We start from the raw sequence: 16,291 nt of genomic DNA, 5'->3' as shown, positions 1-16,291 counted from the left end.
GGACGGTCCGTCATCGGGCCGTGGACAGTGTTCAAGAATCCGGCGATGGATTCCAGGCGCGCGATCCCGCCCGGCACTCAAGGCCGGGCCATGACAAGCCGCTTTTCAGGCGGCATAAAAAAGGCGGCCGGAACTGTCTCCGGCCCGCGTTGCAGGAAGCGGCTGGTCTTCAGCCTGCTTCAGGATCAGGATGCTTTCCGTGCCCGGAAACCCGCGGCGTAAGGCCGTCCAGGTTGCCCGGGGCAAGCATCGGTCGGGACCAACCCTATCATCAGCCGACGCTCAGGCTCCGGCCTCAGGCCGCGCTGGGCAGGTACGCGGGGGCTCCGCTGCCAATCTCAAGGATGCGCTCCAGGACCGCGGCGGCCGTCACGTTCTCGCCCAGCCGGTTCGGTTTGCCGGCCCCGTGGTAGTCGCTCGAGCCGGTCATCAGGAGCCCCTGTTCAGCCGCCAGCCTCCGCAGCCACGCCCTGCCTTCTTCCGGGTTGTCGCGGTGGTCCACTTCGACGCCATCCAGCCCCGCGTCGATCATTTGGCGGAAGACTTCCTCGCCGACAACCCGGCCCCGGTTGGAAGCCACCGGATGCGCGAACACGGCCGCTCCCCCGGCCTCTTTGACCAGCTCGACGGCGTGTGCGGGATCCGGGGCGTAGTGGGTGACGTAGTAGCGCGAATGCGAGGTCAGGATGTTGCTGAAGGCCTCGCTCCGATCCGAGACCACGCCCGCCGCCACCAGGGCATCGGCAATGTGCGGCCGGCCGACCGTCGCCTCGTGCGCCGTCTGGGCGGTGACGTCCGCCCACGTAATCGGAAAGTCCTCGGCGAGCAGCTCGACCATCCGTTCGGCCCGGGTCAGCCGCGCCCTGCGGGCCTTGCCGATTTCCTCCAGCAGGCCTGCGTGGGTCGGATCGTGCAGGTAGGCCAGGACATGGACGCTGATGCCTTCCCTGCTGCGGCAGGAGATCTCCATGCCCGGCACGAGCCCGATGCCCAGGTCCCGGGCCGCGGCCAGCGCCGGCGCCCAGCCGGCGGTGGTGTCATGGTCGGTCAGCGCCACGACGTCCAGGCCCGAGTCGAAGGCGGCGCGCACCAGGTCGGCCGGCGGCTCCGTGCCGTCCGACGCCGTGGAGTGGGCATGCAGGTCGATCCTCATTTAACCAATCTACCTGCGGCACCGCCGCGCCCGCAGGCCTCGCGGCCCTATCGAAGCTGTTTGGCAGGGCTTGGTGCCGGTGAGACCATGGGTTGGTGAGCACAGACGCCAACGACAGCACCGTACAGCCGGCCTCCGAGGGTCAGCCGCTAGAGGAACGCGGGAACAACCGCTCCCAGCGGCCGGAATCCCGGGCCTTCAAGGATTTCATGGCCGGGCAATGGGCCCCGGACACCTCCGCTCCCCCCGCAACGGCGGAGGTCGCGCCCTTTGCCGCGCGCCGCCGTCGTACGCTTTCCCTCAAGTTCCCGGGCGAACGCCTGGTCATTCCGGCCGGCCCGCTAAAGGTCCGGTCCAACGACACGGACTACCGGTTCCGCCCGCATTCGGGGTTCGCCCACCTGACCGGGCTCGGCCTGGACCACGAACCGGATGCCGTCCTGGTGATGGAGCCCCTCCCTGAAGGCCAGGGGGACGACGGCGGCAACCACCATGCCACCCTCTACTTCCGTCCGCTCGCGGGCCGGGATACACCCGATTTCTACGCCGACGCCCGCTATGGCGAGTTCTGGATCGGCCCGCGGCCGACGCTCGATCAGCTGCAGAAGCAGCTCGACATCGAGACGCGGGACCTCGGCGAGCTCGAGGTGGCGATCACCAAGGATGCCGGTGTAGTCAACATCGGCGGCATGCGCATCCGGCTGCTGCGCGAAGTGGACTTCAACGTCGACGCCCTCGTCGACACGTCCCGGATCAACACCGGCGTGGACCTCGAGGAGTCCGACAACCTGGACGCCCTGCTCGCCGAGGCCCTGTCCGAGCTTCGCCTGGTCAAGGACGAGTGGGAGGCCGGCGAGCTGAAGAAGTCCGTGGCGGCCACCGTCAACGGGTTCCACGAAGTCGTCAAGGTGCTGCCCCGGGCCATCACCCACGACCGCGGCGAACGCGTGGTCGAGGGCGCCTTCTTCGCCAGGGCGCGCGAAGAAGGCAACGACCTGGGCTATGACACCATCGCCGCCGCCGGCAACAACGCGACGATCCTGCACTGGATCCGCAACAACGGCCAGGTGAAGTCCGGCGACCTGCTGCTGCTGGATGCCGGCGTCGAGGCCGACTCGCTGTACACCGCCGACGTCACGCGCACCCTTCCGGTCAACGGCAAGTTCACCGACGTGCAGCGCCGGATCTACCAGGCGGTGCTGGACGCCGCGGACGCCGGCTTCGCCGCTGCCCAGCCCGGGGCCAAATTCCGCGATGTCCACAAGGCCGCCGTCACCGTGCTGGCCGAGCGCCTGGATGAGTGGGGCCTGCTTCCGGTTCCGCTGGCCGAAGCACTCGCCGAGGGCGGCCAGCACCACCGGCGGTGGATGCCGCACGGCACGAGCCACCACCTCGGCCTCGACGTCCACGACTGCGCCCAGGCGAAGCGCGAGCTCTACCTCGACGGTGTCCTGGCCGAGGGCATGGTGTTCACGATCGAACCCGGCCTCTACTTCAAGCAGGAGGACCTGGCCGTGCCGGAGGAATACCGCGGCATCGGCGTACGGATCGAGGATGACGTGCTCATGACGGCGGACGGTCCGGTCAACCTCAGTGCGGCGCTGCCGCGGGAGCCGGACGAGGTGGAGTCCTGGATGGCGGGTATCTACAGCCCATCGGGCGAGTAGCAGCCCGGTCAGCTAACGCAGAAGCCGCCGGAACCATCGGACGACGGTTCCCCGGCTTCTGCGTTGGCTGGCTTCTGCGTTGGCCGGCTTCTGCGTTGGACGGGCGGCGGCTTGCAGGCCAACCGGTTGCGCGCCGGTCGGGCGGGCACGGCCCCGGCGGCCGGGCTACCGGTCAGCGCCTGCTAGCGGCCAGGGCCGGCTAGCGCCGCTCGTCGCCTTCGCGGTGGCCATGCTCCGGATCGGCCACCGGCGTCCCCTGCTGCTCCTCCTCGGGCGGGAGCCGGACTCCATACTGCGGCCGCCCGTCCGGCAGGTCGGGGAACCGGCCACGGATGGGGGTCCCGGGTTCGTGCTCGGCGCCCGCAGGCGGCTGCGGCCGGCCCTGCTCCTGTTCGGTGGCGCCGGAGGCATACGGATCATGGCCCCACTGGACGGGCCGCTGCGGCTGCTGCTGCTCCGGGTGCACGTAACGGCCCTGCTCCGCGCCGGGGTGCAGGGCGTGGCCGGGCATCGGCAGCTGGCTGGCTACGCGGCGCGCCTCGAAGATCATGTCGCCGGCCACCACCACGTCGTAGCTGGTCGCGATGATCTGGTTGGTGGAGGTGAAGTCCCGCTTTCCCCGCTGGAAGGCATAGCTGATCACGCTGAACAGGATCCAGAACGCGGCGCCCATGGCCATCGAGGAGAGCACCAGCCCGAAACTCTGGCCTCCGCCGAAGAGCATCAGCAGCAGGCCCACGAAGAGGCCGAACCAGGCACCGGTCGCCGCGCCGGTCAGTGCCACGCGGGGGTAGCTCAGCCTGCCGGTCACCCGTTCGACGGACTTCAGGTCATTGCCGATGATGGAGACGTGCTGGACCGGGAACTCCTCATCCGCCAGGAAGTCCACCACCTTCTGGGCATCCAGGTACGTGCGGTAGTTGCCTAGCAGCTCGCCCTGGGGCAACGGCTGGCTGGGGTCACGGGATTCGCTTCGGCCAAGCATCGACATAAACCTATTCTCCCCTACCCGCGGGTACCGCGCCGGTGGTATCGCCCAAAGTGAACTTGCCGGCGGCTCCACCCGGCCCCGGCAGGCGCCGCCGGGCGCGACCACGTAGCCTAAGGGAGTGAGCACAAATCCCACCAGAGTCTTCATCGCCAGGCTGCTCGGCCTGGACGTCTTCGACCCGCTGGGCGACCGCTTGGGACGCCTGCGCGACGCCGTCGCGCTGGAACGCGGCGGCAAGGCGCCCCAGGTGGTCGGCATTGTCGTCGAGGTCCCCGGGAAGAAGCGCGTCTTCGTACCGATGACCCGGATCACGTCCATCGATGCCGGACAGATCATCTGCACCGGGCTGGTCAACCTGCGCCGCTTCGAACAACGCGGCGCCGAGATCCTCATGGTCGCCGAGATGTTCGACCGCCGTGTCACGCTCGCGGACGGCACGGGGGACGCCACCATCGAGGACATCGCGATGGAGAAATCCCGCATCGGCGACTGGTTCGTCTCCCAGCTGTTCGTCCGCCGCGGCTACTCGTCATCGCCGCTGCGCAGCCTGCGCCGGAACGAAACGCTCATCGTGGACTGGAAGGATGCCCGCCCGGGAGCCAAGAACGAGCCGCAGGCGGCCACCGCCTTCGTCGCCAGCCACGAGGACATGAAACCCGCGGACTTCGCCGACGCGCTGCACGAGATGAGCGACAAGCGCCGCATCGAAATCGCCACCGAACTGCAGGACAAACGCCTGGCCGACGTCCTGCAGGAGCTCCCGGACGACGACCAGGTCCAGATCCTCTCCGCCCTGGAGATCGAACGGGCCGCCGACGTCCTGGAGGAGATGGACCCGGATGACGCGGCCGACCTGCTGGCGGAACTGCCGGAAGAGCAGAAGGAAGACCTGCTGCAGCGGATGGAGCCGGAAGAAGCCGAGGACGTCCGCCGCCTGATGGAGTACGAGGAGGACACGGCCGGCTCGATGATGACGCCGGTCCCCGTCATCCTGCCGCCCGAAGCCACCGTCGCCGAAGCGCTGGCCCACGTGCGCCGGGAAGAGCTCAGCCCGGCCCTGGCCTCGGCCATTTTTGTCTGCCGTCCCCCGCTGGAGACGCCCACGGGACGCTATCTCGGCGTCGTCCATATCCAGCAGCTGCTGCGTTTCCCGCCGCCGGAGGCCCTCGGCAACATCGTGGACACGGACCTTGAACCCGTCTCCGACCAGGCGGACATCAGCGAGGTGGCCCGCATGCTGGCCACCTACAACCTCAACGCGCTCGGCGTCGTGAATGAAGACGGCAGGCTGGTAGGCGCCGTCACTGTCGACGACGTCCTGGACCACCTCCTCCCGGACGACTGGCGGGCCCAGGATGACACGGACGAGCTGATGCGGAAGGCAGGACGCAATGGCTGAAAAGCAGAACAGCACCAGTGGACTGGATGTCCCCCGCGAGGCGCGGCAGCGGCTGCTGCCGCGCCTGAAGCCAAACCCCGACGCCTTCGGCCATGCCACGGAGAGCTTCGCCCGCTTCATGGGCACCCCCCAGTTCCTGATGTGGATGACCGTTTTCTGCCTGCTCTGGCTGATGTGGAACACCTTCGGGCCGGAGTCGCTGCGCTTCGACAGCGCCGCGCTGGGCTTCACCGCCCTGACCCTGATGCTCTCGCTGCAGGCGTCCTATGCCGCTCCCCTGCTGCTGCTAGCCCAGAACCGCCAGGACGACCGGGACAAAGTCACCCTGCAGCAGGACCGCCAGCGGGCCGAGCGCAACCTTTCCGACACCGAGTACCTCACCCGGGAGCTGGCCTCGCTGCGCATCACGCTGCGCGAAGTGGCCACCCGCGACTTTGTCCGCAGCGAACTGCGCACGGTGCTGGAGGAACTGCTCGAGTCGGAGGAGAAGGATGACCGCCAGCGGAGGCGGAAGAAGAAGGTTTCCGACGCGACGTCCTCGCTGCCGCGGGTCTCGGCGGAGGCCGAAAGCGCATCGGAGAGCTAGGACATGACTGACCAGACCGCCAGCCTGGAGGCGGTGCGCCGTGCGCTGGACACCGTGATCGACCCGGAGCTGCGCCGCCCAATCACCGAACTCGGCATGCTCAAGGACGTGGCCATTGACGACGGCGGCAATGTCACCGTCGAGGTGCTGCTCACCATCGCGGGCTGTCCCCTGCGCGGAACCATCACCGAGGACGTCCGCCGCGCGCTGGGGCCGCTGGCCGGCGTCGCGGAGGTCACGGTGCTGATGGACGTCATGACGCCCGCCCAGCGCAACGAGCTCAAGGACCGGCTGAAGGCGGGCGGCCGGGGCAATCCGTTTGCGGACCCGGCCTCGCTGACCCGGATCTACGCCGTCGCCAGCGGCAAGGGCGGCGTCGGAAAGTCCAGCGTCACCGTCAACCTCGCGTGCGCCATGGCGGCTCGGGGACTGCGCGTCGGCATCGTCGACGCCGACGTCTATGGCTTCTCGGTCCCGGGGCTGATGGGCATCACCCAGGCCCCCACGCAGGTGGACGAGATGATCCTGCCGCCGGTGGCCCACGGCGTAAAGGTCATCTCCATCGGCATGTTCGTCACCGGCAACCAGCCCGTCGCCTGGCGCGGTCCGATGCTGCACCGGGCACTGGAGCAGTTCCTGACGGACGTGTACTTCGGCGACCTGGATGCGCTCTTCCTGGACCTGCCGCCGGGCACCGGGGACGTGGCCATCTCCGTCGCACAGCTGCTTCCGGCCTCGCGCCTGCTGGTCGTCACGACGCCGCAGAGCGCCGCGGCGGACGTGGCCGAACGGGCGGGCTCCATGGCCACGCAGACCGGCCAGCAGGTGGCAGGCGTGATCGAGAACATGTCCTGGCTGGAGCTGGCCGACGGAAGCCGGCTCGAGGTCTTCGGCTCCGGCGGAGGCCGGACGCTCGCCGACCGGCTCAGCGCCTCCCTCGGCACGGGGATTCCGTTGCTGGGACAGGTGCCGCTGGAGCAGCGGCTGCGCGAGGGCGGAGACAACGGGCTGCCGATCGTGCTTGACGACGGCGGGGCGGGACGTTCGCCGGCGGCCGTCGCCCTGAGGTCCATCGCCGAGGGCCTCGCCGCCACCCCCCGGGGCCTCGCAGGGAGGTCGCTGGGGATCGCTCCGGCGTAGCCCGCCAGGGAATGCTCGGGACCGGGTCGCTGGAGCCGCTCCGGCCTAGGTTGCCTCGATATCGAACGGCGCTGGCTGGCCCGGCTCCAGCCGCTCGCCGGCGGCCTGGGTCGGGCGGGAGACGGCCTTGACCGCGGTACCGGCTGCGCCTGCGGCACCCGCGGCAGTCGCCCCGGCAGACAGGGTCGGAAAATCATCATCATCGAGCAGTGCTTCCTTGATGATGCGCCGCGGGTCATACTGCCGTGGATCCAGCTTCCGCCAGTCCATGTCCACGATCTCGTCGCCGACTTCCTCGCGCAGCTGCTCCTTCGCGCCCGCCGCCATCCGGCGAACCTGCTTGACGAGCCGGGCAAGCTGCGCCGCATACTCAGGCAGACGCTCGGGACCGAGCACTATAACGGCGATCACCGCAAGGATGATCAGTTCCGTTCCGTTAATTCCGAGCACGATTGAAGATTACCTGTTCGAGCCGCACGGCACCTAGTTGGCTCCCTCTGTCGGCTCATCCGCTGGCAGGACCATCTTGCCCAGGCCGCGGATGATCCTGCTGACCGGGTCGTCCAGCACGGTGGGCCGCGGCGTCATCAGGCGGGACTTTTCCGCGATGATGACCTGGCCGACCATGTCCGGCAGGTCGGCCAATGGGGCATCCGACCACATTGTGTAGGTCACGTCGGCCGAGTTCAGCACCACCGTCCAGTTGGGCCCGGCGCGCAGCCACATGTCCCGGTCCATTCCGTTGATCGGGCGGAACCCGTCCGCCGCTACCGACCGTCCTGTTACTGCGTTGACCGGTGCCACCGCCCGGGCCGCTTCCGGCGCGGCAGGCTGGGGACGTTCCACGCCGCGGCGTTGTTCGGTCACCACAACGCTGCCGTCCTCTCCTTCGAGCTCCACCCGGACGGCAGGCTCTCCGGCGATCGTCATGGCGCGGGCCGATTCGAGTTCGTAGCCCAGCCCGGACAGCTGCGGACAGTTCCAGCCGCTGCGGCGCAGTTGGGCCAGCTCTTCCCTGCCCATTTTCTGTCCGGCCGCCAGGCCCCCAAGGTCCACCGTCGCAGTGCCGGCGACCTGGCCGTCCGCGTGTCCGGCCGCCTGCAGGGCCGGCTCTTCGCCGCCCAGGATGTACGCCGTACCGAAGGTCAGCATGGCAAAACCCGCCGCGGCGCCACAGAGCACCAGCAGGGTCTGCCGCCGGGAGGCACGCTTGACCGGCGTCTCATGCGCTCCGGCAGCAGCCTTGTCCGCCGAGGACAGGCGATCGCCGGGCTCCGCATCCGCGGTGGCCGGTGCGTTCAGCAGACGCCCCGTCAGGTCCGGACCGGGCGCGGGCACGTCAAGGGAGCGCAACCGCTCCTGCAGGACACGGTGTTCCGCAATCCAGCTCCGGCAGCGTTCGCAGCTGGCCAGGTGGCGTTCGAAACCGGGTCGGCGGTCGTCGGCAAGCTCACCGTCCAGGTAGTCCGCCAAGTCACGTTCGGGATGACGCATGGTGGATTCAGAGCACTCCTGCTACTCGCGGCAGCTTCAGGCGGGAGACCCGCTTGGCCGCCGGATCCCGGTGCGCCAGCTTCTCGCGCAGCATGGTGCGCCCGCGGTGGATGCGGGACCGGACCGTGCCGAGCTTGACGCCGAGCGCCTCGGATACTTCGTCGTAGGAAAGTCCCTCGAGGTCGCAAAGGACCACGGCGGCGCGGAAGTCCGGCGGCAGTTCCTCCAGGGCTGTCTGGACGTCGATGTCCAGGTTGTTGAACTCGAAGCTGCGCTCCGGGCCGGGGTCCTTCCCGGGGATCTTGGCCTCGGCGTCCTCGGACAAACCGTCGAAGCGGATCCGGCTCTTGCGGCGCGCCTGGTCGAGGAAGAGGTTCGTCGTGATGCGGTGCAGCCAGCCGTCCAGCGTGCCGGGCTTGAAGTTCTCCAGGGAACGGAACACCCGGACGAACACTTCCTGGGTGAGATCCTCGGCGTCGTGCTTGTTTCCGGTGAGGCGATAGGCGAGCCGGTAGACCTTGGCCGAGTGGTTGACCACGACTTCTTCCCACGTCGGCGCCGTCCAGTCCGCCGCCGGGGCAGGCGCGTCCTGAGGGACTGGTCGGTGCTTGGTCATGGTGTCTCCCCTCGGCGGCTGCCGTGACTCCCCTGCGGGTTCATCCTTTGATCAGCCGGTATGTGCTGGTTTAAGGCGCATGTCCATACTGCCTCGGAAAGCTGGGAGAATTCTGGTAGCTGGCTCCTAAAAGAACGATTAGGCCCCGGGCCGTGTACAGCCCGGGACAGCCGGACAGTAGGCTAGGCAGGGCCGCACCAAAACGATCGAGGAAGCGAAGGTACATGAGCGCAGACAAGCAGACCAGCTGGTCCTACACGGAGGGATTGCCCGCCGAGGATGAGGTGCTGCTCCGCGCCCGTGAACGCTCCCGGGAGCTTGGAGTGGCTTCGGTCAGCCCGGGCGTTGCCGCCGCCCTGACCGTCCTGGCCGCCGGGTCGAAGGCACACACCGTCGTAGAGGTCGGCTCCGGCGCCGGGGTTTCCGGCGTCTGCCTGCTGCGCGGTCTGCCCGCCAACGCCGTCCTGACGACGATCGATTCGGACGTGGACCACCTGCGTGCCGCCCGGGAGGCCTACCTGGAAGCCGGCATCCCCAGCAACCGCACGCGCACCATCTCGGGCCGCGCGGCGGACGTCCTCCCCCGGCTCACGGACGGCGCGTACGACCTGGTCTTCATCGACGCGGACAAGCGCTCGTACCCGCTCTACCTGGACCAGGCCACCCGGCTGCTCAAGAGCGGCGGCATGCTCATCATCAACGACGCCTTGGACCGCGACCGGGTCTCGGACCCGGCCATCCGGGACGACACGACCAACATCCTGCGGCAGGTAGGCAAGGCCGTCCGGGAGAACGAGTCCTTGCTCTCGACCATCCTCCCCACCGGCGACGGGCTCCTGCTGGCCGTCAAGCGGTGAGGTAGGACAGCAACAGCCGCGTGCCGAAGCCCGTGGCACCCTTGGTCACCTCGGCCTCGTCCGCGGTGGCGCGGGCCGGCCCGGCGATGTCCAGGTGGACCCAGGGGACGTCCCCGACGAACTCCCGCAGGAACAGTGCCGCCGTGATGGACCCGGCAGAGACCTTGGAACCCGGCGAGGAAATGTGCGACAGGTCCGCGACCTCCGAGTCCAGCGAGAACCGGTACTCCTCCGCCACCTCGGCCAGCGGCATGTGCCAGACCCGGTCCCCCGAGGCCTCTCCCGCTGCTTCGAACGCGGCAACCAAGTGCGGCGCCGTCGCGTAGAGGGCGGCGTGCCGGCGGCCCAGGCCCATGGAGGCGGCGCCGGTCAGGGTAGCGATGTCTATCAGTTCGTCGGGAGCCAGCTGTGCGACGGCATACGCCAGCGCGTCCGCGAGCACCATTCGGCCCTCCGCGTCCGTATTGCCGATTTCCACCGTCGTGCCGCCGTACACGGACACGACGTCCCCGGGCCGGTAGGAGGCAGCCCCGATGGCGTTCTCCGCCAGCGCCAGCAGCCCGGTAACGCGGTGCCTCACGCCCAGCTCCGCGGCCGCGCTGAGAACCGAGAGTACGACGCCGGCGCCCGCCATATCCGTCTTCATCGGCACCATCGACTCGCGCGGCTTGAGCGAAATGCCTCCGGTGTCGAAGGTGATGCCCTTCCCGACCAGCACTATGTGCCGGGCGTCCGGGGCCGGGTCCTGCGGCGTGTAGGTCAGCTGGACCAGCCGCGAGCCGTACTGCGAGGCGCTGCCGACGGCGAGAAGCCCGCCAAAGCCGGCGGCGGCCAGTTCCGCCTCGTCCCAGATCCGTGCCTCCAACCCGGCGGCATCGGCGAGCCGCCGGGCCTGGCCGGCCATCCAGGCAGGGCTCTTCACGTTCGACGGCATGTTGGCCAGGTTCCGGGACAGCCAGACGGCGCGCCCGGTCGCGGCCGCCGCCGAAGCCGCATCGGCGGACGCCCCGCTGAGTTCAAGTTCTGCGGGCAACGCCTTTGGTGCCGGCGATGTGCCGGCCCTCGGAGGACGGTAGCCGCCCAGCAGGAAGCCCTCGATGAACGCCTGCTGCGCAGCCCCAGGCAGTCCGTCCACCACGCTGGTGCGTACGGTGCCCGCACCCAGGGTCGCCTTCGCCAGGGCGGCACCGGCCTTGCGCAGGCTCGGCGGCGTCTCGTCCCCGACGCCCAGGAATACGAGCCGCTTGGGCAGCCCCTGCTCCTGCCGGGGCGCCGTCGCATTCAGGATTTCGCCCGCCTTGCCGGTTACCGAGTGCACCTCGGCCAGCAGGGTGACGTCCACGCCGTACCGCGCCGCCGCTTCCGCTGCCCCGCGCCGCGGCTGCGGAGTGGCCCGCTCGCCGTCGTTGGCGGACGTGCCGCCCTGCGCCACCGGCACGACAAGGATGTCCGCCGCCGACTCCAGGACCGGCGCATAGCTGTCCACCGCCGGCCGAGGCACGATCCGCGGCATACCGGCCGCGACCAGTGCTTCTTCCAGCGTGCGGGCGGTCTCTTCCTCCGGAGTCAGGGCTGATTGCACCACGGTGGCCGCTTCCCTAGCTGGCGACGGCGTCGGTCACACCCAGCAGGCAGTCCCTGAGGTTGCTGGCCTCTTCGGTGTTCAGCTCGAGCACCAGGCGGCCGCCACCGTCGATCGGTACCCGCAGGATGAGGCTGCGCCCCTCCTTGGTGACCTCCATCGGTCCTTCACCGGTACGCGGTTTCATCGCAGCCATCTGGATATCCCTTCCACCGAGGGGCATCGGTCTTTCGTCCGCGCCCGCTAACACAGCACGGCCGGACCGCTACGATCCGCCGTGCTACAACTAGACCCATTATCGCGTACATCACAAGCCGGTACGAAATCAATGCCGGTCATGGCGTGCCGCACTCTTCCCCGGTCAGGGCGGGTAATCGCCGCCTCCGGGCAGTTCCGCCCACGACCAGAGCCACGTCACCCAGACTATCTGTCCGGCCAGGAACGCCGCCGCGAGGCAGATCCGGTAGGCCCTGCTCCGCGAGGCCATCGACGCCACCAGCGCGAGCGGGAACAGCGGCAGCAGCAGCCGGAAGGTGCTGGTCTGGGGATGCAGGAACACAAACAGGTAGCCCATATAGGCCGCGCACCACAGCCGCAGTTCGATGCCCATGCGCCGCGCGGTGGCGCTGGTCAGCACCAGCACCGCGGCGGCGAGGAGCACCAGCGGCGCGAAGACCCCGCCGACCGGGCCGAACAGGTCCGCGCCCATGTCGTACCAGGGCTTGAACGGGATGAGCTCAGTACCGCGCCAGGCCGTTTCCGTGTCGGTGTACGCGCGCAGCTCTCCGGTGGCCATCCACGCCGCTACGGGCCAGATGATGGCGCCGGCGCAGCTGGCCAGCCCCAGCGTCGCGATCCGCACGAATTCCCCCGGATCGAGCGGGTCCTCGGTCCGCCGGCGCAGCCGCCAGAGCAGGTAGAGGCCCAGCATCGCGGCAAACGGGACGCCGGTGGGCCTGGACAGGCACATCATCAGGACGATCGGGATGGCCAGCAGGAACCGGCGCCTGATCACCAGGTACAGGCTTCCGGCCAGCAGCGCCAGGTTCAGCGACTCGGCGTACGGGACCTGCAGGATCGCGGAGACGGGGAAAACCGCCACGAAGACGGTGCCCCAGAGCGCGGTGGCATGCACGGCGAACAGCCGGAAGATCCGGTAGATCAGCAGGGCCGCGACGAACCCCGCCAGCGTCGCCACCGCCGGGGCGAGGCCCTGCCAAGGCATGCCCGTCAGCGCGTTCAGGCCGCGGATCAGCGCCGGAAACAGCGCATAGAACGCCCACTGGTTCTCCAGCGCCCGCCCGTCGAGGCCGCGGGGTATCTCCTCCGGGTACCCCTGCCGGTAGATCTGCTCGTACCACGCGCTGTCCCAGATGCCGATGAAGGACAGGTAGTCCGGGTGGGCGCTGCCCCAGGGGCTCGGGCCCTGCTGGCGCGCCACGGCCAGGAAGACACAGAACGAAAAGAGCCGGGCCAGCGCGTAGACGAGCACTACCTGGGCCCACCATGGCCATCCGGCCAGGCGCTTGCCCCAATGCTGCAGCTGGCCGCGCACGAGCGCACGCGGGCCCCGGCGCCCGTCTTCCACGCCGGTCACGATTGTGGTGCCGGCGGCGGGACGTCGTCGTTCTTCCAGTGTTCCTGCCTCCTGAGCTGGGCGATCGTCTTGTCCCGGTCCGCGAGCGCATCGCGAAGCGCATCCAGCACCTGGTCCACCTGGTCCATCCGGTAACCGCGCAGCCCCACCGAGAAGCGGAGCCGTTCGATGTCCTCGGCCACGGGCCGCTCGGGGAGCAGCACGGGAGGCAGCCGGGGGTCGGACTCGCTCAGGCCCTCGAGCCTGGCCACCTCCCCGTGCTGCCAGCCTGATCCTGCCGACGGCGGCGTGCCGGGGCTGAAACGTCCCGAAACCGCCATGGCCACCGCACCGGCGGCGGCGATGGCGAGGAAGACCAGGAACAGGCTCACAGCACCATCGTGCCAGATGCATGCCGAGCACGTCCGACTGCTACAGCGCGCCGGCGGCAGCGGACGGACGGCAGGGCGCGGGCCTCCCGCCGGTGTCACGGGGACCGGCCGACCGTACGGGCTTCGCGCGCTACATCGGCTCCGCTACATCGATTCCGTCGGCGGCCGGCGGCGGCCGTTGCGGGCGGACAGCCCCGCCATGATGTGGTCGACGGCTTCCGCGGCCGTGTCCACCACGCTGACCAGGTCCAGGTCGGCCTCGGCGATCATGCCTTCTCCCAGCAGCGTGCTCTTGACCCAGTCGATCAGCGGGCTCCAGAACGAGCTGCCGACCAGGACAATCGGGAAGGATGTTACTTTCTGCGTCTGCACAAGCACCATGGCCTCGAACAGTTCGTCCATGGTTCCGAGGCCACCCGGCAACACAATGAAGCCTTGGGCGTACTTCACGAACATCGTCTTGCGGGCGAAGAAATACCGGAAGTTGATGCCCAGGTCCACCCAGTCGTTCAGGCCCTGTTCGAACGGCAGCTCGATGCCCAGTCCCACGGAGAGGCCGCCGGCTTCGCTGGCCCCTTTGTTGGCGGCCTCCATCGACCCTGGGCCGCCGCCGGTGATGACCGCGAAGTTCTGTTCGACCAGCAGCCGCCCGATCTGCTCGGCGATGTCGTAGTGCACCGTCCCCGGCCGCGTGCGCGCCGAACCGAACACGCTGATGGCCGGCCCGAGTTCCGCCAGGGTCCCGAATCCTTCCACGAACTCGCTCTGGATGCGCAGGACCCGCCACGGGTCCGTGTGGGTGAAGTCCTCCCGGTCCCGGGTGTCGAGGAGATACTGGTCCGCCTGCGGAATATCGGCCTGCGAGCGGCGCAGCTCCACCGAACCTTTGTGCCGGGCGGGCAAGTGTGCCGCCAGATCCGACGGCAGCGGAAAGTCTTGCTGGTTACTCATTACCCAAGGCTACAGATCCGGGCGGCCCACGGCGCCTCCTTCCACGATATTTCCCCTGCTCGGCGGGGGCCGGCGGTAGGTTTCTCTTGAATCACGATTCAAGCAGGAAAGGCGAAATGCGTGGCTTGCGGGAAAACGTTCGCTAGATTCAAGTCATGACCAGTGACAACCCTTACAGCCAACCCGTGCCGGCGGCCTCCGGTGCGCCGGCGCCTGCCGCCCCTGAAGGCGCCGGGCAGCCGCTGGTGCAGCTCAAAGATGTCAACAAGCACTTCGGCGACCTGCATGTCCTGCGCAACATCAACCTGGAGGTCAGGAAGGGCGAGGTGGTCGTCGTCATCGGCCCCTCGGGCTCGGGCAAGTCCACCCTGTGCCGGGCGATCAATCGGCTGGAAACCATCGACGACGGCGAAATCCTGATCGACGGCACCAAGCTCCCCTCCGAAGGCAAGCAGCTAGCCCGGCTTCGCGCCGACGTCGGAATGGTCTTCCAGTCCTTCAATCTCTTCGCGCACAAGTCCATCCTCGAGAACGTCACCCTCGGCCCCGTCAAGGTCAAGGGCACGAAGCCGGCCGCCGCCAAGGAACTGGCCATGAGCCTGCTGAAACGGGTCGGCGTCGACAACCAGGCGGGCAAACTGCCGGCGCAGCTCTCCGGCGGCCAGCAGCAGCGCGTCGCGATTGCGCGGGCACTGGCCATGAAGCCCAAGGTCATGCTCTTCGACGAGCCCACGTCCGCGCTGGACCCGGAAATGATCAACGAGGTCCTGGACACCATGGTCGGCCTGGCGAAAGAAGGCATGACCATGATCGTGGTGACCCATGAGATGGGATTCGCCCGCAAGGCGGCCGACCGCGTGATCTTCATGGCGGACGGCCAGATCGTCGAACAGGCCACCCCCGAAGAGTTCTTCACCAACCCGAAGAGCGAACGCGCCAGGGACTTCCTCGGCAAGATCCTCAACCACTAAGTCAGCAACTGCGGTTCCTTTCCGGCGCGGAAGGACCATGACGCAAGGAGAAAACATGCGCAAGATGCGTATTGCAATGGCCGCCATGGGCGCTGTTGCCGCTCTCACCCTGTCGGCCTGTGGCGGCGACGGGGGCAGCAGCGGCGGGGAAACCCAGGGCGGCTCGGCGGGCGGCGACACCATCCGCATCGGCATCAAGTTCGACCAGCCGGGCCTGGGGTACAAGTCGGGCAACGATTTCACCGGGTTCGACGTCGACGTGGCCAAGTACGTCGCGAACGAACTGGGGTACTCCACGGACCAGATCGAATTCGTCGAATCCCCGTCCGCCAACCGCGAGAACATGCTCGCCAACGGCCAGGTGGACATGATCTTCGCGACCTATTCAATCACCGATGAGCGCAAGAAGACCGTGGACTTCGCGGGACCGTACTTCGTGGCAGGCCAGGACCTGCTGGTCAGCGCCGAGAACACGGACATCAAGGGCCCGGACGACCTCAACGGCAAGAACCTCTGCTCGGTCACCGGCTCGACGTCCGCACAGCGCATCAAGGACGAGCATGCCGAGAACGTCAACCTGCTGGAGCGCCCGGGCTACGCCGAGTGCGTCACCGCCATGCAGAGCGGCCAGATCGACGCCGTGACCACGGACGACATCATCCTGGCCGGCCTGGCCGCCCAGCCCAACTTCAAGGGCAAGTTCAAGGTCGTCGGCAACCCGTTCTCCGAAGAGCGCTACGGCGTCGGCCTGCCCAAGGGCACCGACCAGTGCGCCGACATCAACGCCGCCATCAACAAGATGGTCGAGTCGGGAGCCTGGGAAGAGGCCCTGACCGCCAACACCGAGGGCGTGGACTACAAGTTCAACGAGGAACTGAACCCGCCGAAGCCGGGCGACGCCTGCGCCTAAGCCGCT

At 68.5% G+C, this 16,291-nt stretch carries 17 protein-coding genes; 7 read left to right on the top strand and 10 right to left on the bottom strand.

The features are described from left to right. Window positions 1–295: 295 nt before the first annotated feature. Entirely contained in the window at window positions 296–1,153 is an 858-nt protein-coding gene (locus WFH44_RS06210) for a PHP domain-containing protein (protein WP_336712536.1), read from the bottom strand. A 95-nt stretch (window positions 1,154–1,248) separates the two neighbouring features. Between WFH44_RS06210 and WFH44_RS06205 the strand changes: the two genes are divergently transcribed. Beyond that, a complete protein-coding gene (locus WFH44_RS06205) occupies window positions 1,249–2,820 on the top strand; it encodes an aminopeptidase P family protein (RefSeq protein ID WP_336712534.1) in 1,572 nt (523 codons plus the stop codon). Between the two features lie 199 nt (window positions 2,821–3,019). Here the strand turns inward: WFH44_RS06205 and WFH44_RS06200 are convergent, their stop codons facing one another. Further along, on the bottom strand, window positions 3,020–3,811 hold the full coding sequence (locus WFH44_RS06200; protein WP_336712532.1) for a general stress protein: 792 nt from the start codon (window positions 3,809–3,811) through the stop codon (window positions 3,020–3,022). Between the two features lie 118 nt (window positions 3,812–3,929). On the opposite strand from WFH44_RS06200, the gene WFH44_RS06195 reads away from it, so the two are divergent. Genes WFH44_RS06195 through WFH44_RS06185 form a run of 3 tightly spaced genes read left to right on the top strand, consistent with a single transcriptional unit; the run spans window position 3,930 to window position 6,936 of the window. Next, window positions 3,930–5,210 (top strand): magnesium transporter MgtE N-terminal domain-containing protein, encoded by a 1,281-nt coding sequence (locus WFH44_RS06195; protein WP_336712530.1) that lies wholly within the window; start codon window positions 3,930–3,932, stop codon window positions 5,208–5,210. Further along, complete coding sequence (locus WFH44_RS06190) at window positions 5,203–5,796, top strand: DUF1003 domain-containing protein (RefSeq protein ID WP_336712528.1); 594 nt, start codon at window positions 5,203–5,205, stop codon at window positions 5,794–5,796. Before WFH44_RS06195 ends, WFH44_RS06190 begins: the two co-directional genes overlap by 8 nt. Window positions 5,797–5,799: 3 nt before the next feature. Next, window positions 5,800–6,936: an Mrp/NBP35 family ATP-binding protein gene (locus WFH44_RS06185; protein WP_336712527.1), complete on the top strand. Its 1,137-nt coding sequence runs from the start codon at window positions 5,800–5,802 to the stop codon at window positions 6,934–6,936. A 45-nt stretch (window positions 6,937–6,981) separates the two neighbouring features. Here WFH44_RS06185 and WFH44_RS06180 read toward each other — a convergent pair whose 3' ends face one another. From WFH44_RS06180 to sigE, 3 genes are read right to left on the bottom strand one after another with little or no spacing between them, the layout of a single operon-like run. Then, on the bottom strand, window positions 6,982–7,386 hold the full coding sequence (locus WFH44_RS06180) for a sec-independent translocase (protein WP_336712526.1): 405 nt from the start codon (window positions 7,384–7,386) through the stop codon (window positions 6,982–6,984). Between the two features lie 33 nt (window positions 7,387–7,419). Next, window positions 7,420–8,430, bottom strand: a complete 1,011-nt coding sequence (locus WFH44_RS06175; RefSeq protein WP_336712524.1) for an anti-sigma factor family protein — start codon at window positions 8,428–8,430, stop codon at window positions 7,420–7,422. Between the two features lie 7 nt (window positions 8,431–8,437). Continuing rightward, on the bottom strand, window positions 8,438–9,046 hold the full coding sequence (sigE, locus tag WFH44_RS06170; RefSeq protein WP_336712523.1) for an RNA polymerase sigma factor SigE: 609 nt from the start codon (window positions 9,044–9,046) through the stop codon (window positions 8,438–8,440). A gap of 224 nt (window positions 9,047–9,270) precedes the next feature. On the opposite strand from sigE, the gene WFH44_RS06165 reads away from it, so the two are divergent. Next, on the top strand, window positions 9,271–9,903 hold the full coding sequence (locus WFH44_RS06165) for an O-methyltransferase (protein WP_336712521.1): 633 nt from the start codon (window positions 9,271–9,273) through the stop codon (window positions 9,901–9,903). On the opposite strand, the gene WFH44_RS06160 is transcribed toward WFH44_RS06165, so the two are convergent. The 5 genes from WFH44_RS06160 to WFH44_RS06140 form a co-directional block, all read right to left on the bottom strand. After that, a complete protein-coding gene (locus tag WFH44_RS06160; protein WP_336712520.1) occupies window positions 9,893–11,488 on the bottom strand; it encodes a leucyl aminopeptidase family protein in 1,596 nt (531 codons plus the stop codon). The genes WFH44_RS06165 and WFH44_RS06160 overlap by 11 nt on opposite strands. A 13-nt stretch (window positions 11,489–11,501) precedes the next feature. Beyond that, window positions 11,502–11,681, bottom strand: a complete 180-nt coding sequence (locus WFH44_RS06155) for a DUF3117 domain-containing protein (protein ID WP_336712518.1) — start codon at window positions 11,679–11,681, stop codon at window positions 11,502–11,504. A gap of 165 nt (window positions 11,682–11,846) precedes the next feature. Further along, window positions 11,847–13,073 carry a hypothetical protein gene (locus WFH44_RS06150; protein ID WP_336712516.1) on the bottom strand — a complete coding sequence of 409 codons (1,227 nt, stop codon included), beginning with the start codon at window positions 13,071–13,073 and terminating at the stop codon, window positions 11,847–11,849. A 5-nt stretch (window positions 13,074–13,078) separates the two neighbouring features. Then, entirely contained in the window at window positions 13,079–13,453 is a 375-nt protein-coding gene (locus WFH44_RS06145; RefSeq protein ID WP_336712515.1) for a DivIVA domain-containing protein, read from the bottom strand. A gap of 144 nt (window positions 13,454–13,597) precedes the next feature. After that, window positions 13,598–14,404 (bottom strand): TIGR00730 family Rossman fold protein, encoded by an 807-nt coding sequence (locus WFH44_RS06140; RefSeq protein ID WP_336712513.1) that lies wholly within the window; start codon window positions 14,402–14,404, stop codon window positions 13,598–13,600. A gap of 155 nt (window positions 14,405–14,559) precedes the next feature. Here WFH44_RS06140 and WFH44_RS06135 point away from each other — a divergent pair, with 155 nt between their 5' ends. Both WFH44_RS06135 and WFH44_RS06130 read left to right on the top strand, forming a co-directional pair. Then, entirely contained in the window at window positions 14,560–15,375 is an 816-nt protein-coding gene (locus WFH44_RS06135) for an amino acid ABC transporter ATP-binding protein (RefSeq protein ID WP_442892876.1), read from the top strand. 55 nt (window positions 15,376–15,430) lie between these two features. Next, complete coding sequence (locus WFH44_RS06130) at window positions 15,431–16,285, top strand: glutamate ABC transporter substrate-binding protein (protein ID WP_336712512.1); 855 nt, start codon at window positions 15,431–15,433, stop codon at window positions 16,283–16,285. Window positions 16,286–16,291 lie beyond the last annotated feature (6 nt).

Origin of the sequence: Arthrobacter sp. USHLN218, assembly GCF_037144715.1 — a bacterium.
In the GTDB taxonomy this organism is placed as follows: domain Bacteria; phylum Actinomycetota; class Actinomycetes; order Actinomycetales; family Micrococcaceae; genus Crystallibacter.
The sequence above is the reverse complement of the archived record's forward strand: the minus strand, read 5'-3'. Positions and strand labels throughout refer to the sequence as shown.